Source organism: Actinomadura keratinilytica (genome assembly GCF_039539665.1).
Classification (GTDB): Bacteria; Actinomycetota; Actinomycetes; order Streptosporangiales; family Streptosporangiaceae; genus Spirillospora; species Spirillospora keratinilytica.
Genome location: NZ_BAABDO010000078.1, coordinates 1 through 20929 on the forward strand (window position 1 = coordinate 1; position 20929 = coordinate 20929).

The 20929-nt window shown below is 74.9% G+C and carries 20 protein-coding genes; 17 read left to right on the forward strand and 3 right to left on the reverse strand.

Translation table 11 applies throughout. From position 1 onward, the window contains the following. From ABD879_RS22115 to ABD879_RS22140, 6 genes are all read left to right on the forward strand, one after another. On the forward strand, positions 1–679 hold a 679-nt coding region (locus ABD879_RS22115), incomplete at its 5' end, for a cache domain-containing protein (RefSeq protein ID WP_345023448.1). Positions 680–955: 276 nt separating this feature from the next. Continuing rightward, positions 956–2551, forward strand: coding sequence for a sensor histidine kinase (locus tag ABD879_RS22120; RefSeq protein WP_345023449.1), 1596 nt, complete (start codon positions 956–958; stop codon positions 2549–2551). Between the two features lie 57 nt (positions 2552–2608). Next, complete coding sequence (locus ABD879_RS22125) at positions 2609–3046, forward strand: roadblock/LC7 domain-containing protein (protein WP_345023450.1); 438 nt, start codon at positions 2609–2611, stop codon at positions 3044–3046. Positions 3047–3049: 3 nt separating this feature from the next. Next, a complete protein-coding gene (locus ABD879_RS22130; protein ID WP_345023451.1) occupies positions 3050–3424 on the forward strand; it encodes a DUF742 domain-containing protein in 375 nt (124 codons plus the stop codon). Further along, complete coding sequence (locus ABD879_RS22135) at positions 3402–3989, forward strand: GTP-binding protein (RefSeq protein ID WP_345023452.1); 588 nt, start codon at positions 3402–3404, stop codon at positions 3987–3989. The genes ABD879_RS22130 and ABD879_RS22135 overlap by 23 nt, the downstream gene beginning before the upstream one ends. A gap of 33 nt (positions 3990–4022) precedes the next feature. After that, positions 4023–4574: a GAF domain-containing protein gene (locus ABD879_RS22140; protein ID WP_345023453.1), complete on the forward strand. Its 552-nt coding sequence runs from the start codon at positions 4023–4025 to the stop codon at positions 4572–4574. 111 nt (positions 4575–4685) lie between these two features. On the opposite strand, the gene ABD879_RS22145 is transcribed toward ABD879_RS22140, so the two are convergent. Both ABD879_RS22145 and ileS read right to left on the reverse strand, forming a co-directional pair. Beyond that, positions 4686–5882 (reverse strand): acyl-CoA dehydrogenase family protein, encoded by a 1197-nt coding sequence (locus tag ABD879_RS22145; RefSeq protein ID WP_345023454.1) that lies wholly within the window; start codon positions 5880–5882, stop codon positions 4686–4688. Between the two features lie 192 nt (positions 5883–6074). After that, on the reverse strand, positions 6075–9191 hold the full coding sequence (gene ileS, locus ABD879_RS22150; RefSeq protein ID WP_345023455.1) for an isoleucine--tRNA ligase: 3117 nt from the start codon (positions 9189–9191) through the stop codon (positions 6075–6077). A gap of 251 nt (positions 9192–9442) precedes the next feature. Between ileS and ABD879_RS22155 the strand changes: the two genes are divergently transcribed. From ABD879_RS22155 to ABD879_RS22190, 8 genes are all read left to right on the forward strand, one after another. After that, positions 9443–10816: an FAD-binding oxidoreductase gene (locus ABD879_RS22155; protein ID WP_345023456.1), complete on the forward strand. Its 1374-nt coding sequence runs from the start codon at positions 9443–9445 to the stop codon at positions 10814–10816. Positions 10817–10876: 60 nt separating this feature from the next. Further along, entirely contained in the window at positions 10877–11449 is a 573-nt protein-coding gene (locus tag ABD879_RS22160; RefSeq protein ID WP_345023457.1) for a TetR/AcrR family transcriptional regulator, read from the forward strand. A gap of 102 nt (positions 11450–11551) precedes the next feature. After that, positions 11552–12712, forward strand: coding sequence for a Cmx/CmrA family chloramphenicol efflux MFS transporter (locus tag ABD879_RS22165; RefSeq protein WP_345023458.1), 1161 nt, complete (start codon positions 11552–11554; stop codon positions 12710–12712). A 152-nt stretch (positions 12713–12864) separates the two neighbouring features. Further along, entirely contained in the window at positions 12865–14487 is a 1623-nt protein-coding gene (locus ABD879_RS22170; protein ID WP_345023459.1) for a phenylacetate--CoA ligase family protein, read from the forward strand. After that, positions 14487–14936 (forward strand): DUF4188 domain-containing protein, encoded by a 450-nt coding sequence (locus ABD879_RS22175; RefSeq protein WP_345023460.1) that lies wholly within the window; start codon positions 14487–14489, stop codon positions 14934–14936. The genes ABD879_RS22170 and ABD879_RS22175 overlap by 1 nt, the downstream gene beginning before the upstream one ends. Continuing rightward, positions 14933–16036 carry a hypothetical protein gene (locus tag ABD879_RS22180; RefSeq protein WP_345023461.1) on the forward strand — a complete coding sequence of 368 codons (1104 nt, stop codon included), beginning with the start codon at positions 14933–14935 and terminating at the stop codon, positions 16034–16036. The genes ABD879_RS22175 and ABD879_RS22180 overlap by 4 nt, the downstream gene beginning before the upstream one ends. Continuing rightward, positions 16033–16671 (forward strand): nitroreductase family protein, encoded by a 639-nt coding sequence (locus ABD879_RS22185; RefSeq protein ID WP_345023462.1) that lies wholly within the window; start codon positions 16033–16035, stop codon positions 16669–16671. The genes ABD879_RS22180 and ABD879_RS22185 overlap by 4 nt, the downstream gene beginning before the upstream one ends. Before the next feature lie 3 nt (positions 16672–16674). After that, positions 16675–17004, forward strand: a complete 330-nt coding sequence (locus tag ABD879_RS22190) for a hypothetical protein (RefSeq protein WP_345023463.1) — start codon at positions 16675–16677, stop codon at positions 17002–17004. 15 nt (positions 17005–17019) lie between these two features. Here the strand turns inward: ABD879_RS22190 and ABD879_RS22195 are convergent, their stop codons facing one another. Further along, a complete protein-coding gene (locus ABD879_RS22195; protein WP_345023464.1) occupies positions 17020–18024 on the reverse strand; it encodes a coiled-coil domain-containing protein in 1005 nt (334 codons plus the stop codon). Positions 18025–18272: 248 nt separating this feature from the next. Between ABD879_RS22195 and ABD879_RS22200 the strand changes: the two genes are divergently transcribed. The 3 genes from ABD879_RS22200 (at position 18273) to ABD879_RS22210 (ending at position 20929) form a co-directional block, all read left to right on the forward strand. Beyond that, positions 18273–19616, forward strand: coding sequence for a hemolysin family protein (locus ABD879_RS22200; RefSeq protein ID WP_345023465.1), 1344 nt, complete (start codon positions 18273–18275; stop codon positions 19614–19616). Then, positions 19613–20632 (forward strand): CNNM domain-containing protein, encoded by a 1020-nt coding sequence (locus tag ABD879_RS22205; RefSeq protein WP_345023466.1) that lies wholly within the window; start codon positions 19613–19615, stop codon positions 20630–20632. Before ABD879_RS22200 ends, ABD879_RS22205 begins: the two co-directional genes overlap by 4 nt. Positions 20633–20695: 63 nt before the next feature. After that, complete coding sequence (locus ABD879_RS22210; RefSeq protein WP_285492726.1) at positions 20696–20929, forward strand: helix-turn-helix domain-containing protein; 234 nt, start codon at positions 20696–20698, stop codon at positions 20927–20929.

Genomic DNA, 20929 nt, shown 5'->3' on the forward strand with positions numbered 1-20929 from the left:
GGCGCTGATCCGTGCGGCCGAGCGGCCCGCCCGCGGCACCGTGGCGCCGCTGGACGAGGACGCGGCGGCGCCGATCGTGCGGGCGGCGGAGCTGGTCAGCGGGGCCGGGTTCGTGGCCGCGCCGGACGTGCTGGCGGACGCGCCGATGTGGCTGGAGTGGTGGCAGACGGCCGACGGCTCCGCCGCGCCCGAACGCCTGGTCGTCGACCTCGACCCGGCCGGCCCCGGGTTCTACGACTACACGCGGCACGGCTGGTTCACGGTGCCGCGCGACAGCGGCCGCGCCCACGTGCACGGCCCGTACGTCGACTACTACGGCACCGACCAGTACATCCTGACGATGTCGGTGCCTGTGCTGGACGGGGCGCGGTTCCTGGGCGTCACCGGCGCGGACCTGTTCGTGCGCCGCCTGGAGGGCTCGGTGCTGCCGCTGATGCCGTCCGGTGCCGTGCTGGTCAACGCGCAGGGGCGGATCATCGTGTCCACGTCGGCCCGCCATGCGACCGGCGCCCTGCTGCGCGGCCCGGCGGCGGAGGCCGTCCGGGAGGCCGGGGCCGGGGACGTGGATGGGGACGAGACCGGCGGCGGGGACGGGTACGGGGACGGGGACGGGTACGGGGACGGCGGGCGCCCGGCCCGCTGCGGCCGACTGCCGTTCTACCTGGTCACGATCGCCTGACTCCCCCCGGATTGACGACAATCGCCACATTATCCGGATATAAGCGGCACTATCCGCGAAAGTTTCACCGACCATTTCGCCGCCATTTTTCTTGATCATTATTTGCGGGCCGGTTTTTCCAGGCCGAAATCGCACCATCCCCCTTCTCGGCCGCGGCGAATTCGCTACTGTATGTCGCCCATCAGCCCCCGCATGTGGAGGATGCCCATGCCCGGCCCGCCGCGTCAGCACCCCGGAGGTATCCCGGCGGATACCGCGACGGGCACCGCGACCGCGGTGCAGCCGTGGCTGCTGGTGCTGCCCACCGCCGCGATGGCGGTGCTGGCGTGGGTGACCGCGGTGCTGCTGGTGGTGGCCGACCCGTCGGCCGCCGGCACCCGGGTGGTGCTGGCCATCGCGGGCACGGGCACCGTCGTGCTGCTCGCCGCCACCGTGTACGGGGCCCGCGACACCGCGCGCCGCGTCCGGCAGCGGGTGGACGCGCTGCGTGCGCTCAGCGCCCACGGCCGCGCCGACCTGCGGGCGCTGATGGCCCGGCTGGAGAACGGCGAACGCCCCACGCCGCGCCGGGTGGCCCCGCCGCCCGCCGAGGCCGCCGACGGCGACCCGTTCACGCTGCTCGCGCTGGACCTGCACCGGGAGCGGCACGCGGCGCGCGAGGCGGTCATGCGGGCGGCGAGCCTGCGGTCCGGCACCGGCGCCGACCGGCAGGTGGAGGTGTTCGTCAACGTGGCGCGGCGGATGCAGTCGCTGGTGCACCGCGAGATCGGGCTGCTGGACGAGCTGGAGGCCCGGGTGGAGGACCCCGAGCTGCTCAAGGGCCTGTTCACCGTCGACCACCTGGCCACCCGGATGCGCCGCCAGTCCGAGAGCCTGGCGGTGCTCGGCGGCGCGTCGTCCCGGCGGCAGTGGACCCGTCCGGTGGACATGTACGAGGTGCTGCGCTCGTCGGTCGCCGAGGTGGAGCAGTACCCGCGGGTCAAGGTCGTGCCGCCGGTGCTGGGGGCGCTGCGCGGCGACGCGGTCGCCGACGTGATCCACCTGGTGGCCGAGCTGATCGAGAACGCCACCCGGTTCTCCCCGCCGCACACCCATGTGCTGCTGCGCACCGAGCGGGTCACCGCCGGGCTGGCGGTCGAGGTGGAGGACCGCGGGCTCGGCATGGCGGCCGCCGAGCAGCGCCGGATGAACGAGCTGCTGGCCGACCCCGACCGGGTCAGCGTGGACGAGCTGCTGCGGGACGGCCGCATCGGCCTGTTCGTGGTCGCCTCGTTGGCCCGCCGGCACGGGGTGCGGGTGCGGCTGCGCAGCAACGTCTTCGGCGGCACGCAGGCCGTGGCCGTCCTGCCGAACGAGCTGGTCACCCTGGCGCCGCGCGAGACCCAGGCCGCGGCACCGGTCCAGGCACCTGCCCAGTCACCGGCTCAGGCACCGGCCCAGGCGGCAGGCGCGCAGGGCGGCTCGCCGGCCCCGGCGCCCGCCGCGCGGCCGGTGGAGCCGCGGTACGCCTCGGCGGCGCGCGAGGTCCCGGCCGCCCCCGTCGCGCACGGGGGCGGTCCGGGTGCGGAGACGGCGTCCGGCGGTGCGGGCGGGGCGCCGCCGGACGCTCCGCCCCCGCCCTCCGCCGCCGACTCCGCCCCTTCCGCCCCGCCCGCCGATCAGGGCGAGCGGCCGCCGCTGCCCGAGCGCGAGGCGCAGACGCATCTGGCGCCGCAGCTGCGGGAGCCGCCCGCGCCCAGGCGCGAGGAGGAGGGGCCGCTGCACTCCCCCGGTCTGATGGCGGCGTTCCGCGGCGGTGTCAGGCGCGCCGAACGGGAGGACGGCGGCCACGACCCCGGCGGCTCGGCGGGCCCTCCCGGCACGTCCGGCTGACCGGCCGGCCGTCCCGCCGAAGCGACGTCCCACGCGGCAAAGGAGTGTCCTTCCATCATGGTGAGCGCTGTGCCCCCGAGCCAGGAATCGGATCTGGCCTGGCTGCTGAGCGACCTGGTCCAGCGGGTGCGCCACACCCGCGGCGCCGTGCTGCTGTCGTCCGACGGGCTGACCAAGGCCGTGCACGGGCTGAACCAGGACGGCGCCGAGCGGATGGCGGCCATCGCCTCCGGGCTGATCTCGCTGGCCCGCAGCGCCGGTGCCGAGTTCGGCGGCGGCGACCTGGTGCGGCAGGTGGTGGCCGAGCTGGAGGAGGCGCTGCTATTCGTCTCCTCGGCCGGGTTCGGCTCGGTGCTGGCGGTGCTGGCCGGGCGGGAGGCCGACGCGGGCGTGCTCGGCTACGAGATGGCCCAGCTGATCAAGAGCGTCCGCCCGTTCCTGGGCACCCCGGCGCGGGAGACCGCCGCCGGTGCGGTACGTCCCCCGGTCCGGTGAGCCGTGGCCGTCTCGGGGCAGGAGCCGTGGCTGGACGGCGACGCCGGGCGGCTGGTGCGCCCGTACCAGGTGAGCGGCGGGCGCACCCGTCCCGCCCACCCGCTGAACCTGCTGTCGCTGGTGAAGGCGACCGGACGGGAGGCGGCGCCGCGGCACGGCCCCGAACACGCCCGGATTCTGGAGCTGTGCCGCCGCGCGCCGGTCCCGGTGGCCGAGCTCGCCGCGCATCTGCGGCTGCCGGTGGCGGTGGCGAAGGTGCTGGTGGCCGACCTGATCGACCACGGCGCCGTGCAGACCCGGCATCCGGGCGCGGCGACCGACCCGTCCGACCCCATCGTCTTGGAGGCGCTTCTCGATGGCCTGCGGCAACGCCTGTGACGACGAGTTCCCCTCGGCGGCCAAGGTGCTGGTCGCCGGCGGGTTCGGTGTGGGCAAGACCACCTTCATCGGCGCGGTCAGCGAGATCGCCCCGCTGAGCACCGAGGAGCTGATCACCGCGGCCAGCGTCGGCACCGACAGCCTGGCGGGCGTGGCCGCCAAGTCCACCACCACGGTGGCGTTCGACTTCGGCCGCATCACCGTGGACGCGCGGCACGTGCTGTACCTGTTCGGCACGCCGGGGCAGGAGCGGTTCTGGTTCCTGTGGAACGAGCTGTCCAACGGCGCGCTGGGCGCGGTGGTGCTGGTGGACACCCGCCGGCTGACCAGCTCGTTCGAGGCGGTGGACTTCTTCGAGCGCCGCGGCATCCCGTTCCTGGTCGCGATCAACGAGTTCGACGGGGCGTTCCGCTACGAGCCCGCGGAGGTGCGGGCGGCGCTGCGCCTCGGCCCGGACGTGCCGGTGGTGCCGTGCGATGCCCGGGCCGCGCGTTCGGCCACATCGGTGCTGGTGGCGCTGGTGCGCCATCTGCTCGCCCGCGCGCTGTCGTCCCGTCCCGTCTAGTCCGGTCCCCCGATGTCCGAGGAGCCCCCTGCCATGTTCTACGAGCGACTGCTGACCCCCGTCGACGAGGAGGCGCCGCGGCGCGTGCTGCGGCTGCGCGAGCTGCGGCTCGGCGACGTGGCCGACCCCGAGTTCGACGCGTTCGCCCGCGACCTGGCCCAGGTCACCGGCGCCCCGTTCGCGATGGTCAACTTCATCGACGAGCAGCGCCAGTTCTTCGCCGGGCTGTACGTGGCGCCCGGGGTCGAGGCGGTGTCGGGGGGCGGCGAGCCGATCGAGGTGGGCCGGGAGATGGCCCGCGACCACGGCTGGTGCCCGCACGTGGTCGTCCGGCGGCTGCCGCTGGTGCTGGACGACGTGTGCGACTATCCGCGGTTCGCCGGGAACCCGGTGGTCGACACGATCGGCATCCGCTCGTACATGGGCGCGCCGCTGATCGACCGGTCCGGGGTCGCGCTCGGCACGATCTGCGTGGTGGACCGGGAGCCGCGGCCGTGGGGCCGCCCCGGCCTGGAGCTGATCAAGGCGCGGGCGGCGGAGATGGTGGAGCTGATCCACCGCCGCGAGGACCTGGCCACCGGCTGATCCGGCCCGGCCGCCCCCGGCCGCGGTGCCGCCCGCGCCGTGCGGACGGTCACCCGCGGCCTGCGAGCGCTCACGCGGGCCTGCGGGCACTCCCGCGCGCCCTGTGCGCGCTCACGCGAAGGCGTCGGCGTCCAGCGGGGCGGCGAACCGGCGCGACCACTGCCCCTTGGAGGTGCCGAGCGCCACCTCGCCGAGCCGCAGCAGCTGCACCTCGGACGTCCCGGCGGGCGCGAACATGTGGAAGGCGTCGCGCAGGTACCGCTCGACGGGCCGGTCGGTGAACAGGCCGCACGCGGCGTGCACCTCCATCGCGTCGCGGGCGCTGTCGATGGCGTGCTCGACGTTGACGAGCTTGGCGTTCATCAGCTCGGCGTCGCACGGCTCGCCCCGGTCCAGCAGGTGGACGGCGTGGTAGGCGGCGATCCGGGCGGTCATCAGCCGCGACTGCATCCGCCCCAGCTTGAGCTTGACCGACGGCAGTTCGGCCAGCGGCCTGCCGTAGCGGTGCCGCCGGGCGGTGAACGCGCCGGTGTCCTCGACGACGGCGCGGTGGATGCCGAGGGACACCGCGGTCAGGTTGGGCCGCCCGTACAGGACGCTGGAGGAGTACGCCACGTGCAGGCCGTCGCCCTCGGCGCCGAGCCGGTTGGCGGCCGGGACGCGGCAGCCGTCGAAGCGCAGCTCGCCGAAGCCGAAGCCGTGCAGGCCCATGGTCGGGCGGTGCGGGACGACGGTCAGCCCGGGCCGGTCGGCCTCCACCAGGAACGCCGACAGCCCGCCAGAGCCCGGGCCGGTGCGCACCACCACGCCGTGCAGGTCGCCGATGTGGCTGTTGCCGACGTACACCTTGCGGCCGTTGAGGATGTAGTCGTCGCCGTCGCGGACGGCGCTGGAGGTCATGCCGAGCACATGGCCGCCGGAGTCGGGCTCGGTCACCGCGATGGTGGGCAGGCACTCGCCCGCCGCGATCGCGGGCAGCCAGGTCTTCTTCTGCTCCTCGCTGCCGAAGTGCACGATCTTGGCCACGCCCAGCTGGGAGGCCTGCACCATGGCGCCCATGGCGGCGCTGACCCGCGACAGCTCCTCGATGATGATGGTCTTGGCGAGGTGCCCCTGCCCCATGCCGCCGTACCGGCGGGTGATCGTCGCACCGATCCAGCCCTGCCGGGCGATCAGCCGGGCCAGCCGGTGCTGGACGGTGCGGGACTCCTCCATCTCCCGGATGCGGGGCCGCACCTCGGCCTCCGCGAACTCGCCGACCTGCCGCCGCAGCCGCTCGTGACGCTCCGTGGTGAACGGGGTCACCATGCGGTTCTCCTCATCGTTGTCTGAAGCCCCCTGATTTCGGACGCCCCAGACTATATAGCTACGCACAGTGACTAATGTGTCACAGAAGGCTGGCCGGGCGGGAGTTGCAGTTTGGCGGCGCCGCCAGAGTGCCCAGGCCCGGGCGCACGGCGCCGCGCGGGGCGGCGCCGACCGCCCCGCGCGAAACACGCGTCACACGCGCTGCACGGCCACGGTGACCGGGTCGCCGTCGCCGACCTCGCCGGTGTGGACGGCGCCGTCCGGCAGGTCGCCGAAGCCGAGCTTCTCGGCGAGGGTCTCGCGTGCGATGAACTCGCCGTGCTCCTGCACGGCGGCGGCCACGTCGGGCGAGCCGCCGACGGCGACGGTGATCCGGTCGGAGATGTGCAGGCCGCTCTCGCGCCGGGCGGTCTGGATGACGCGCACCAGGTCGCGGGCCAGGCCCTCGACGCGCAGCTCGGGGGTGACCTCGGTGTCGAGGACGACCACGCCGTCGCTGATCAGCGCGGCCTGGCCGGAGTCGCGCGGCACCAGGCGCGTCTCGTACTCGCCCTCCCGCAGCTCGACGCCCCCGGCGACGATCCGGCCGTCGCGCTCCTGCCAGTCGCCGCTCTTGACGGCGCGGATGACCTTCTGGGTGTCCTTGCCCAGGCGGGGGCCGAGCACGCGGGGCAGCACGGTCAGCACGCGTTCGGCGTGCCCGGCGGCGTCGTCGCTGAGCTCGATGTTCTTGACGTTCACCTCGTCGGCGACCAGGTCCAGGTACGGGCGCAGCGTGTCGGCGTCGGCGGCGGCGACCGTGAGGCTGCGCAGCGGCAGCCGGACCCGCACGTCGGCGGCCTTGCGCAGCGACAGCGCGGCCGAGCAGACCTCGCGGGCGCGGTCCATGCCGTCGGCGAGGGCGTCGTCGGTCGGGAAGGCGCCGTCGTCCGGCCAGTCGGTCAGGTGCACCGACTCGCCGCCGGTCAGGCCGCGCCACGCCTTCTCGGTGGTGAGCGGCAGCAGCGGCGCCGCCACCCGGAACAGGGTCTCCAGCACCGTGTAGAGGGTGTCGAAGGCGTCGGCGTCGCCGTCCCAGAACCGGGCGCGGGAGCGGCGCACGTACCAGTTGGTCAGCGTGTCGAGGAACTGGCGGACGCGCTGGCAGGCGGCGCCGAGCGCGTAGCCGTCCAGGTCGGCGCGCACCTCGCGGACCAGCCGCCCGGTCTTGACGAGGATGTAGCGGTCGAGGACGTGCGCGGAGTCGGTGCGGAACCTCGCCTCGTAGGGGGTGGCGTTGGCGTACAGGGCGAAGAAGTGCCAGGCGTTCCACATCGGCTTGATCACCTGGCGGACGGCGTCGCGGATGCCCGCCTCGGTCACCGGCATGTCCCCGCCCGACACCACCGGCGAGCTGAGCAGGAACCAGCGCATGGCGTCCGCGCCGTACCGGTCGAACATCTCGTAGACGTCCGGGTAGTTGCGCAGCTTCTTGGACATCTTGCGGCCGTCCTCGCCGAGGAGGATGCCGTGCGCCAGGCAGGTGCGGAACGCGGGCCGGTCGAACAGGGCGGTGGCCAGCACGTGCAGGTAGTAGAACCAGGCGCGGGTCTGGCCCTGGTATTCGACGATGAAGTCGCCCGGGTAGTGGTCGTCGAACCACTCGCCGTTCTCGAAGGGGTAGTGCACCTGCGCGAACGGCATGGAGCCCGACTCGAACCAGCAGTCCAGCACCGCCGGGACGCGGCGCATCATCGACTTGCCGGTGGGGTCGTCGGGGTTGGGCCGCACGAGCTCGTCGACGCCGGGCCGGTGCAGGTCGGTGGGGCGCACGCCGAAGTCGCGCTCGATCTCGTCCAGCGAGCCGTACACGTCGACGCGCGGGTAGTTCGGGTCGTCGGACTTCCAGACCGGGATGGGCGAGCCCCAGAACCGGTTGCGGCTGATCGACCAGTCCCGGGCGCCCTCCAGCCACTTGCCGAACGCGCCCTTCTTGACGTGCCCGGGCACCCAGTGGATCTCGTCGTTCAGCTCGACCATCCGGTCGCGGAACTTGGTGACGGCCACGAACCAGCTGGACATGGCCTTGTAGATCAGCGGGGTGTCGCAGCGCCAGCAGTGCGGGTAGGAGTGGGTGTAGGAGTCGTGCCGCAGCAGCACACCGCGGGCCCGCAGGTCGCGCACGATCTGCTTGTTGGCGTCGAAGACCTGCTGCCCGGCGTAGTCGGGCACCCGGCTGGTGAAGCGGGCGGCGTCGTCGACGGTGACCACGGTGGGGATGCCGGCGGCGGAGCAGGCGCGCTGGTCGTCCTCGCCGAACGCGGGCGCCATGTGCACGATGCCGGTACCGCTGTCGGTGGTGACGAAGTCGCCGGCGAGCACCCGGAAGGCGTTCTCGGTGCCGGCGAGGAAGTCGAACGGGGGCCGGTAGGAGCGGCCGACGAGGTCGGCGCCGCGCAGCCGCCGCACGACGTTCGGCTCGGCGCCCTCGGCGGCCAGCTGCTTGCCGTACTCGCCGAGGCGGGCCTCGGCGATGACGTACTCCTTGCCGTCGTGGGCGACGACCGCGTAGTCGATGTCGGGGCCGACGGCGACGGCGAGGTTGCTGGGCAGCGTCCAGGGGGTGGTGGTCCAGATGAGCAGGGTCTCGCCGGTCTCCAGCTCGAAGCCGACCGTCACGGACGGGTCGACGCGTTCGCGGTAGGAGTCGTCCAGGCCGGTCTCGGCGTTGGACAGCGGCGTCTCGCAGCGCCAGCAGTACGCCAGCACCTGGAAGCCCTCGTAGATCAGGCCCTTGTCGTAGAGGGTCTTGAAGGCCCACATGACGCTCTCCATGAAGTTCAGGTCGAGCGTCTTGTAGTCGTTGTCGAAGTCGACCCAGCGGGCCTGGCGGGTCACGTACCGCTGCCACTCCCCCACGTACCGCAGGACCGACTCGCGGCAGGCGTCGTTGAACCGCTGGACGCCCATGTCGAGGATCTCGGTCTTGGTGGAGATGCCGAGCTGCTTCTCGGCCTCGACCTCGGCGGGCAGGCCGTGGCAGTCCCAGCCGAAGCGGCGCTCCACGCGGCGGCCGAGCATGGTGCGGTAGCGGGGGATGACGTCCTTGATGTAGCCGGTCAGCAGGTGGCCGTAGTGGGGCAGGCCGTTGGCGAACGGCGGCCCGTCGTAGAACACGTACTCGTTGGAGCCGCTCTGCCCGGCCGGGCGCGCCTCCACCGACCGGCGGAAGGTGTCGCCCTCGGCCCAGAGGTCGAGAATCTCGCGCTCGACCTGGGGAAAGGACGGGTTCCCCTCGACCGCGTTCCCTCGGCCGTCCCTGGGATACATGGACGTCACCCTCCTCACGGAAACCGCCCGCCCCGCCGAGGGCGGGCGGACACGAAAAGGACCGGCGCCGAGCCGGTCGAAACAGGGATAAGGCGGGGGCCGAGACGCGGCGCCCCGTCTCCGGCCGCGTCACCGCACAGAGCACGGCCGATCACCCATGATAGCGAGGCTTCGTGCCTGTCTGCGGGTGGAACGACCCGCGTCGGCCGGTACGCCCGGGCCGTACTCGGGAGACCGAATAGTGTGCGGGTATGGGCGATATCGCTGCCGCGCTGGAACGCGTCCTCCCCGCCGACCGCATCGTCACCGATCCCGAGATCCTGGCGTCCTACGCCCGCGACCAGGCCGCCTGGGCGCCCTTCGAGACGCCCGCCGCGGTGGTGCGGCCGCGGGAGACCGCCGAGGTGGCGGCCGTGGTGGCGTGCTGCGCCGAGCACGGCGCGCCGGTGGTGCCGCGCGGGGCGGGCACCGGGCTGTCGGGCGGCGCCAACGCCGTCGCGGGCAGCGTGGTGATCTCGTTCGAGGCGATGGACCGGATCCTGCGGATCGACCCGGACGAGCGGCTGGCGGTGGTGCAGCCCGGCGTGGTGAACGACGACCTGCGCGCGGCGTGCGCCGAGCACGGGCTGTGGTATCCGCCGGATCCGGCCAGCTCCCCGTGGTCGACGATCGGCGGGAACGTCGCCACCAACGCGGGCGGGGTGTGCTGCGTGAAGTACGGCGTCACCCGCGACTACGTGCTGGCCCTGGAGGCGGTCGTGGGCCGCGGCGAGACGGTGCGGCTGGGCCGCCGCACCGCCAAGGGCGTGGCCGGATACGACCTGGCCGGGCTGCTGGTGGGGTCGGAGGGCACGCTCGGCGTGATCACCGAGGTGACGGTGCGGCTGCGCGGCGCGCGGGCCGCCGAGCGCACCGTCGTCGGGTTCTTCGGGGCGCTGACCGACGCGGGCCGGGCCGTCGCCGCCGTGGCGTCCCGCGGGGTGGTGCCGAGCGCGCTGGAGCTGGTCGACCGGTACTGCCTGCGCGCGGTCGACGACTGGAAGCACATGGGGCTGGCCGACAGCGGCGAGGTGCTGCTGCTGGCGCGCTGCGACGCGCCGGGCGCGGCCGGGGACGCGGAGGCCGACGCGGTCCTGGCGTGCTTCGAGGAGGCGGGCGCGACGTGGAGCGCGCGGTCCACCGACCAGGCGGAGGCCGACGCGCTGTTCGCGGCGCGGCGGCTGGCCTATCCGGCGCTGGAGCGGCTGGGGCCGGTGCTGACCGAGGACGTGTGCGTGCCGCGCATGCTGGTGCCGGAGATGCTGGGCCGGATCGAGCGGATCGGCGCCGAGGAGGGGATCCGGATCGCCAACGTCGCGCACGCCGGGGACGGCAACCTGCACCCGTTGATGATCGTCCCGGCGGGCGACGAGGCGGCGCGGGCGCGGGCGCAGCGGGCGTTCGACCGGATCATCGACGCGGCGCTGGAGCTGGGCGGGACCGTGACCGGGGAGCACGGGGTGGGGCTGCTGAAGATGCGCGGGCTGGCCGCCGAGGCGGGCCCGGCGGTGCTGGCCCTGCACCGCGCCGTCAAGGACGCCCTCGATCCGGCCGGGATCTTCAATCCGGGCAAGGTGTTCGGCTGAGCCCGGCGGCCGCCCGCCACTTTTTGTACCGATCGATTTAAAACCTGGTAGCATGCCGGCATGGCGCGTCCGAGACAGTTCGACGAGGACCGGGCGGTGGAGGCGGCGATGCGCGCCTTCTGGGCCGCCGGGTACGAGGCGACCTCCACCGAGGACCTGTGCGCGGCCACGGGCCTTGCCCGCAGCAGCGTCTACAACGCCTTCGGCGGCAAGCGCGACCTGTTCGGCAGGGCCCTGCGCCGCTACGCCGAGGCCAAGGACGCCGACATGATGGAGGTGCTGGAGTCCGACCTGCCCGTCCGGGAGAAGGTGCGGACGCTGATGTGGCGGGCCGTCGAGCCCGACCCGGACGACCCGGCGGGCTGCCTGGTGGTCAACACGCTGGTCGAGCTGGGCCCGCGCGACCCGGAGACCGCCGCGTGGCTGCGCCGCAACTACGACCGGCGCTTCGAGGCGCTGCGCGCGGCGCTCGACCGGGGGCGCCGCGACGGCGAGATCGACCCCGGCAAGGACCCCGCCGCCCTGGCCCACTTCGTCATCGCCGCCATCAGCGGGATGCGGGTGGCCGCGCGGGGCGGCGCCGGGCGCGACGTCCTGGAGGCGGTCGCCCGCACCGCCCTGGACGCGCTGTGAGGCCCGGGCGGCCCTGACCGCCGCGGGCGCCGGGCGGCCGACGCGCCGCCCTTTCTTTCGCCCTCATATTGAACCGTTCGATCCAAAACTGGAGGGACCTGTATGCCACCGGCCGTCTACGTCCTGGGCTTGGCGATCTTCGCCCAGGGCACGTCGGAGCTGATGCTCGCCGGGCTGCTGCCCGGCATGGCCGCCGACCTCGGCGTGTCCGTCCCGCGGGCGGGCCTGCTGATCTCGGCGTTCGCCGCCGGGATGCTGGTCGGCGCGCCGCTGCTGGCGGTGGCGACCCTGCGCTGGCCCCGCCGCGCCACCCTGGCGGCCTTCCTGGCGGTCTTCGCGCTCACCCACGTGGCGGGGGCGCTCGCCCCCGGCTACGGCGTGCTGCTGGCGACCCGCGTGCTCGGCGCGTTCGTGTACGCCGGGTTCTGGGCGGTCGCCTCGGTCGCGGCGGTGGGGCTGGCGGCGGCGGACGCGCGCGGCAGGGCGATGAGCGTCGTCGCGGGCGGGCTGACCGTCGCCACCATCGTCGGGCTGCCCGGCGGCACGCTGATCGGCCAGCATCTCGGCTGGCGAGCGGCGTTCTGGGCGGTGGCCGTGCTGTCGGCGCTGGCCATGGCCGGGGTGCTGGCGACGCTGCCGGGCGGCCGTCCCGGCCCGGACGCCGTGCCCCGGCCGGGTGAGGAGCTGCGCGCCATGGCCAACCCGCGGCTCTGGCTCGCCTACGGCACGACCGCGCTGTCCACGGGAGCGCTCTTGGTGACGTTCGGCTACCTGGGGGCGATGCTCACCGACACCACCGGGCTGCCCGAAGGCCGGGTGCCCGCCGTGCTGGCGCTGTACGGGGCCGGCTCGCTGCTGGGCATCGCCGTCGGCGGCCGCACGTCCGACCGGAAGGCCTTCGGCACGCTGTACACGGGGATCGCGGGGACCGTCGTCGTCTCGGCGGCGCTGGCGGTGTCGCTGGACGCGCCCGCTGCGGCGGTTCCGCTGGTGTTCCTGCTGGGCGCGTTCGGCTTCGCCGCCAACCCGGCGCTGAACACCCGGGTGTTCGCCCTGGCCGGGCGGGCGCCGACGCTGGCCGCCGCCACCAATTTCTCGGCGTTCAACGTCGGGATCACCGCGGGCCCCTGGCTGGGCGGCCTGGCGATCGACGCGGGCGCCGGATACCCCGGCGCCGTGTGGATCGGCGCGGGGCTGGGCGCCGCCGCGCTCGCCACGGTGGCGCTCGGCCACGCCCTCGACCGCCGCCGCGGGGCCGCGTAGGACGCCGCGCAGGAGCCGGTGAGCACCCCGGCGCCCACTACCTAGGTACTTGTACGGGGGCGGAACCCCGTCGCGCGGCGGATGTCCCCGCGCCCCCGCGGCGCGCACACTCCCTTCCAGACGTTGACGGACGCACCGACAGGAAGGTGATCATGGCGAGGGAGGATGCGGGGGCGCGCCTGTCGCCCCGGCTGGGACCGCTCACGCCGCGCGAGCGCTGGCGCCGGGCCCGGTTGCAGGCGTGCTCCTGGCTGCTGACCGGCGTGTACCGCGGCGCCGCGGCGCACCCGGCGGTGTGGCGGTTCACCGCCCGCCACTACCACCCGGCGCTGGACCGGCTGGCCGCCCGCCACGCGCGGATGGCGTGCGCGTTCGCCGCCGTCGACGTGCCCGCCTACCGCGACTTCCTGCGGCGGTCGGGCGCCCGCCGGCCCCGCCGCCTGGCCGACTTCCCCGAGACGAGCAAGCGGAACTACGCCGGCGTCTACGACGAGGCCAGCCGGTGCCAGGAGGGGCGGCTGCACCGGCCCGGCGTGATCGTGGACGAGTCGTCCGGCTCCACCGGCAAGCCGTACAACTGGGTGCGCGGCCCGCGCGAGCTCAAAGGGATCTACCGCAACGCCGCCGGGTACATCGAGCTGGTCTTCCCCGGCCGGCGGCTGTTCGTGATCAACGCGTACTCGATGGGCGCGTGGGCGACCGGCACCACCACCGGGGCGGCGCTGGCCCGCATCGCCATGGTCAAGAACACCGGCCCCGACCTGGACAAGATCGTCGACACGCTGGAGCACTTCGGCCCCGGCTACGACTACATCGTCGCCGCCTACCCGCCGTTCCTCAAGCACCTGGTGGACCGGCTGGACGCGCTGGGCTTCCCCTGGCGGGAGTACCGGATCCGGGGCGTGGTCGGCGGCGAGGGGATGACCGAGGCGCTGCGCGACTACCTGGAGCGGCGCCTGGAGGGGGTCCGCTCCGGCTACGGCGCCAGCGACCTGACGATCGGGATGGGCGCCGAGAGCGCGTTCACGGTGTGGCTGCGCAAGCGGCTGGCGGTCGACGCCGAGCTGCGCCGCGAGCTGCTGGGCGAGCACGAGCAGCGGCTGCCGATGATCTTCCACTACAACCCGCTGGAGACGTACCTGGAGGTCAACGCCCGCGGCGAGCTGCTGTGCACGCTCACCAGCAAGGCCTGCCTGCAGCCCAAGCTGCGCTACAACGTGGGCGACGAGGCGCGCCTGCACCCGCTGCACCGGGTCCGGGAGATCATCCGGCGGGACCCGCGGCGGTGGGCCGAGTGCCGGCGCGCCACCGGCGGCGAGAAGATGGCGCTGCCGCTGCTGTTCCTGTTCGGCCGGGCCGACAGCACGATCTCCTACATGGGCGCCAACCTCTACCCGCAGGACGTGGAGTACGGCCTGTACGAGGGCAACCCCTACGCCGCCGACATCGCGCGGTTCTGCCTGTCGCTGGAGGAGCAGCCGGACCTGGAGTCGCGTCCCGTCGTCAACATCGAGCTGCGGGAGGGCGCGGACCTGGACGAGACGGCGGTCGCCCGGCTCGCGCGCATCTGCCGCGACGGCGTCCGCGGCCACCTGGCCGCGGTGTCCCGCGACTTCGCCGCGTCGCTGAAGGAGGACCCGGCGGCCGGCGACCTGCGGGTGCGGGTGTTCCGGCCGGGCGAGGGCCCGTTCGCGGGCGCCGCCGGGCTCAAGAACGTCTACCTGGTGCAGGACGCCCCGGCGGCGGACGCCGGGCGGCACGCGAGGGCCTGCTGATGCGCACCGCCGACTTCAGCCGGGCGCCCCGGCAGGCGCAGGCGACCGCGATGTTCGTCGGCGCCACCCGCTACCGCGGCCCGCTGTCGGTCCTCACCCTGAGCCTGACGTGGTTCCGGCTGGTCCGCGACATGAAGCGGATGCGCGGCTACTGCTGGCACAAGGTGTACTGGGAGTTCCCGTTCACGCTGGGCACGCTGGCGTTCTTCGAGGACCGCGACGCGCTGCTGCTGTTCGCGCGCAGCCGCCACCACCGCAGGCTGATGCGCTGGGTGACCGACGGCACCAGGAACGCCACCGGCGGCTACATCCGCATCTACAACGCCGAGCCGGAGGGCTACAGCAACGGCGTGTGGCGCGCCGAAGGCAACGTCATGGCGCACATCCCCGAGTTCACTCCGCTCAGCCACGAGGAGCAGGGCCCGCCGGTCGCCCGTGAGCGCCGATGACCTTCACCTTCGAGGAGGTGCGGACGCGGCGCGGGCTGCGCGAGTTCATCGGGCTCACCCGGCGCCTCCACGGCGGGGACGCGCGGTTCGTGCCGCCGCTGCGGCAGCAGATCCGCGGCTGGTACCGCGGCGAGGTCCCGGGCGTGCGGCTGTACGTGCTGCGCGACGCGGCCGGCCGGGTGGTGGCGCGCACCACCCTGCACACCGACGCCGCGTTCGACGCCAAGATCGGCCGTCCGGTGCAGCTGTTCGGGCTCACCGAGTTCACCGACGACGAGCGCGCCGCACGCGCGCTGTTCGACGCGATCCGCGCGGCGGGGGCGCAGGCGGGGAGGGCCGCGGCGTTCGGGCCGGTGTCGCTGCTGCCCAACCAGTCCGGCGGCGTCATCACCTCGGGGTTCTCCGAACGCGGGTTCATCGACAGCGCGTGGAACCCCGCGTACTACCCGCGCGCCTACGAGGCGTACGGGTTCGCGCGGCGGTTCGAGTCCGACACGTGGATCTGCCCGGTGACCGCCGACCCCGACGCGGTGTTCGGCTTCGACGACGCCCGCGTCGCCGCCGAGGACCTGGCGGTGCACCGCGGTTCGCGGCGGCGGTTCCGCGAGCAGCTGCCGATGCTGCGGGAGATGCTGAACGCCTCCTTCGCCGGGCTGGGCTACTACACCGAGATCTCGGCCGAGCAGCTGGAGCGGGCCACCGACGGCCTGTCCCATCTGATCGACGAGTCGCTGCTGCTCTACCTGACCAAGGCGGGACGTCCCATCGCGTTCGTGCTGTGCGTGCCGGACATCTCCGAGTTCGTGGCGGGCGTGCACGGCGACCTCGGCCCGCGCAACCAGGTGCGGCTGCTGCTGGCCCGCTCCCGGTACCGCCGCGACGCCGTCCTGATCGTCAAGGGCACGGTGCCGGACGAGCAGGGGCGCGGGTACATGCGGCTGCTGTCCCGGGAGCTGCTGCGCAACCTGCGCGCCGGCGGCTACCGGACGCTGCGCAGCACGTTCGTGGAACGCACCAACCCGGGGCCGGCCGCGCAGTACGCCGCGATGGGCGGCAGGCCGCTGCACGGCTACACGTTCTATGAGATGGAGATCCGGTGAACCTGGGCGACCTGCGTGCGCTGGAGCCCGACTTCTGGCGGGCGCCCAGCGCGCACAACACCCAGCCGTGGACGCTGCGCTACCGCGGCGACCGGGTCGAGATCGGCTGGGATCCGGCGTGCGCGCTGCCGGCGGCCGACCCGACCGGGCGGGACCTGCGGCTGGGGCTGGGCGCGTTCACCGAGACGTGCCTGATCGTGTGCGCCGACGCGGGCCTGCCGGTCGCGTTCCGCCCCGGCTACGACCGGGAGCGGCGGCGGGTCGGCGACCTGGTGGCCGCCGACGAGCCGTACGCCACCCCGTTCACCGCCGGCGACGTGCGCGCCCGCCGCACCGGCCGCGTCCCCTACCGGCCCGGGCGGCTCGACGACGCGGTGTTCGGGGCCGTCGCCGGGCTCGCCGGGGCGGCCGGGGCCCGCACGCTGCGGCTGCCGTGCCGCCGCCTGGCCGGGCTGCTGTACGACGCCGACCGGCACACGTTCGGCGACCCCGCCGTGACCCGCGAGCTGCGCGCCTGGCTGCGGCTGAGCCCCCGCGACCCCCGCTACGGCGTCGACGGCCTCACCGACCGGGCCCTGCGGCTCGGCCGCGCCGCGGCGCTCGGCCTGCGCGCCGCCCTGTCGCCGCGGGCGTAGCCCGTGCTGCGCCGCGCGGGCGTGCCGCGCCTGCTCGCGGCGGCCTCCCGGGGCCTGCTCGACCACGACGGCGACGTGCTGGTGCTCGTCGGCCCGGCCGGCCGCCCGCCGGAGGGGGAGATCGCGATGGGGCGGGTGCTGATGCGGCAGTGGCTGGCGCTGTCGCGCCTCGGCCACACCGTCCACCCGCTGAGCCAGATCATCGACGCGCCCGCCACGCGCGCCGCGCTCGCCCGCATGCTGGCCGTGGACGACCCGGCGCGGCTGCTCAGCGTCGTGCGGGTCGGGCGGCCCGCCGAGCCGCCGCCCCCGTCGGCCCGCCGCGTCCGATGACCGAGGCCGCGGGGGTCAGGCCGGGGACGCGGTGACGGCGCGGCCCGTGCGCAGGGCCGAGGCGACGCTGTCGCGCAGGGCCCGCTCGGCGCGGCGGGCGTCGTCGGCCAGCCGCTCGATCTCCTCGCGGGCCAGGTCGTGGCCGACGGTGCGGGCCAGCAGGTCCCGGTAGCGGGCGTTCTGCTCGGGCAGCCGCCGCAGCACCCGCCACTCGTGGAAGGCGTCGTCGGTCTCCCGGGCCCGCCGGGCGTACTCCTCCAGCGCCTCGATCCGCTCGGTGATCGCCCGCACCGACAGCTCCAGGGCGCGGCGCTGCGGCTCCAGCAGCTCGCGCACCGGCTCGGTCAGCCGCTCGGGCTGCTGGGCGCGGCGCTCGCGGCGCAGCCGGGTGTGCTCGGCCAGCGCGCAGGCGACCGCCCACTCCTGGCGCGGCAGCACCACCGCGTTGTTGACGTCGTCGAGCAGCCCGGCGCGGTGCGCCGTGGAGCGCAGGACCGCGTCGATCGCCCGCTGGGCCCGCACCAGCAGCCGGGCGGCGGGCCGGTCGAAGTCGACGGGCAGCAGGTAGCGGCCGTGGTGCGCGCGGGCCGCCCGGGACGCGGCGGGCTCGCGCAGGTGCCGCACGGCGCCGACCGCCCAGGCGGCGAAGCTGACCGCCGCCAGCGCGACCGCGGCCTCGCCCATGCCCAGCAGGATCAGCGCGACCTGGACGGCGGGGGTGAGCATCATCGCCGCGACCGCCGCGCGGCCCCACCGCAGGACCCCGCCCATCAGGTCGTCCTCGTCCAGCGAGGCCAGGAAGAACAGGCGCAGCCAGCCGCCGGGCAGCACGCCGTAGAAGAACGCGAACAGCGGGATCCAGACCGACCGGGCCGCGATCACGGCGGCGCTCGCGCGCGGCGGGGGCGGGGCGGGCAGGCTCGCCGGGGTCAGCCGTTCCGGCGCCGCCGCCAGCAGCGCCCGGTCGCCGCTGGGGATGGCCGGGTCGAAGACGGGACGGGGACTTTGCTCGTCGGTCATGGGCACTCCCGGCGGATAGGGAAAACCGTGCAACCGATGCCCTGTCGGACCCGTCACCGCGTGACGGGCCTCACTCCAGCATGCCAAAGCGGTCCCGCCCGTCGGCACCCCTCGGCGGCCCCTCGTCACCTCCTCGTCACCCCCCCGTCGGCCCCGCCGGGACCGGCGCGGCGCGGCCTGCCCGAGTGGCGGCCGGGAGACCGGGGATATGCAGGATCTCCGGGAGCCCTCGACGGGAGGGAGGTTCGGTGGACCTGGCGCTCGGGCTGCCGGCCGTCGTGGCGCTGACCGCCGCGACCGGGTACTTCGTGGCCCAGGAGTTCGTCTTCGTCACCGCCGACCGGCCCACGCTGGAGGCGCTGGCGGCGCGGGGCGACCGGCGCGCGGCCCGCGCCGTGCGGGTGATGGAGCGGCTGTCGTTCATGCTGTCCGGCGCCCAGCTCGGCATCACCGTGACCGCCCTGGTGGTGGGGTTCATCGCCGAACCCGCGCTGGCCGGGCTGATCGCCCCGGCGCTGGCGGCGGCCGGGGTCCCGGCGGGCGCGACCGGCGGGATCGCCCTGGCGTTCGGCTTCCTGCTCGCCACGGTGATCCAGATGGTGCTGGGCGAGCTGTTCCCCAAGAACCTCGCGCTGTCCAGGGCGGATGCGATGGCCCGGGCGCTGGCCTCGTCCACCCTGGTCTACCTGGCGGTGGCGGCCCCGCTGATCCGGCTGTTCGACGCCTCGGCCAACCGGCTGCTGCGCGCGGCCGGCATCGAGCCGGTGCAGGAGCTGCGGCACGGCGCCACGCTGGAGGAGCTCGGCCACATCGTCGGCGAGTCCGGCGAGCAGCTGGAGGAGCGGCACGCCGAGCTGCTGGAGCGGGCGCTGGCGTTCCCCGACCGCACCGCCGGGGAGGCGATGGTGCCGCGGGTGGACGTGGTGACCGTCCCGGGCGGGACGCCGGTGGCCCGGATGGCCGAGGTGATCGCCGAGGCCGGGCACAGCCGCTACCCGGTGGTCGGCGACAGCGTCGACGACGTGCTGGGCGTGGTCGGCCTGGAGGAGCTGGTGCGGCTGCCGCCGGACGCGCCCGTCCCGGTGCGGCGGGTGGCGCGGCCGGCGCCGCTGCTGCCGGACACGCTGCCGCTGCCGGAGGTGGTGGTGCGCCTGCAGGCCGGCGGCACCGCCATGGCGCTGGTGATCGACGAGTACGGCGGGTTCGCGGGCCTGATCACCTGGGAGGACGTGGCCGAGGAGCTGGTCGGGGAGATCGCCGACGAGCTGGAGGCGGCCGGCGTCCCGGCGCGGCGGCGCGGCCGGTGGTGGATCACCGATGCGGGGCTGCGGGTGGACGAGGTGGCGCACGAGACCGGCATCGCGCTGCCCGAGGGCGACTACGAGACGGTGGCCGGGCTGCTGCTGCGGCGCCTGGGCCGGGTCGCCGAGCCGGGCGACGCCGTCACCGTGGACCTGCCGCCGGCCCGCCTGGGCGAGCCGCCGCGCCGCGCGGTGGTGGAGGTGCTGACGGTGCGCCGGCACGTCCCCGAGACGATCCGGCTGCGGGTGACGGCCGCGGTGCCGGAGGGCGAGGAGAGGGGCGCGGAATGAACCTGTCCACGGGCCTTGCGGTGACGGTGGCGCTGCTGGCGGGCAACGGCTTCTTCGTCGCCGCGGAGTTCGCGCTGGTGGCGGCGCGGCGGCCGCGGCTGGAGCGGGCGGCGGCGCGCGGCAGCCGGGCGGCCGCGGCGGCGATGGCGGGCGCCCGGGAGCTGTCGCTGATGCTGGCGGGGGCGCAGCTGGGCGTCACCATGTGCTCGCTGGGGCTGGGCCTGGTGTCCGAGCCGGTGATCGCGCACACGCTGGCGCCGCTCGCGCGCGCGGCGGGGCTGCCGTCCGCGGCCGCGCACGCCGTGGCGTTCGTGGTGGCGCTCGGCCTGGTGACGTTCCTGCACATGGTGCTGGGCGAGATGGCGCCCAAGTCGTGGGCGATCACGCATCCGGAGCGGTCGGCGATGCTGCTGGCGCCGCCGTTCCGGGCGTTCTCGGCGGCGACCCGGCCGGTGCTGGCGGTGCTGAACGCCGCCACCAACCTGCTGCTGCGCCTGGTGGGCGTCCCGCCGAGCGACACCGCCAGCGTGTCGCGCACGCCCGAGCAGCTGCGCAGCCTGGTGGTGGAGTCGCGGCGGCTGGGGCTGATCGGGGAGACGGACCTGCGGCTGCTGACCGCCGCGCTGGACGCGCCGCGCGCCCCGCTGGCGGGCCTGGTGACGCCGCTCGGCGACGTCGTCGCGGTGCCGGCCGCCGCCACCCCGCGGGAGATCGTCGACACCGCCGCGCGGCACGGCCTGGTCCGCCTGATGGTCCAGGGCCCGGGCCGGGACGGCGCCGCGCGCATGGTGCACGTGCGGGACGCGTACGTGGCGCGGGCGCGGGGCGTGCGGACGACGGCGGGCGAGCTGGCCCACCCGGTGCCCGCCCTGCCGATCGACACCCCGGTCGCCGAGGCGGTGGCGGCGCTGCGCGCCCACCGCAGCCGGCTGGGCCTGGTGCTGGCCGCCGACGGCCGCCCCGCCGGGCTGATCAACCTGGACGATCTGCTGACCCCCCTGCTCGCCCCGGCCTGACGCCCGTCCGAATTGTGTCAACGTGGGTTGACGACGGGCGCCGTGTCAACCTAGATTGACAGCATGGATGACGGAGTGAAGCTCGCCACGCAGGCGGGCAGCCAGGACCCGGCCATCGGGCTGCGGGCCGTGCGCGCGCTGCGCGAACTGGCCGAACGGCTGGAGGCGCTGCAGGTGGCCAACGCCCGGGAACGCGGCTGGTCCTGGCAGGAGATCGCGGTGTGCCTGGGGGTGAGCCGCCAGGCGGTCCACAAGAAGTACGGCGGCGGCCGGCGGATCCTGTCGAAGGAGCGATGA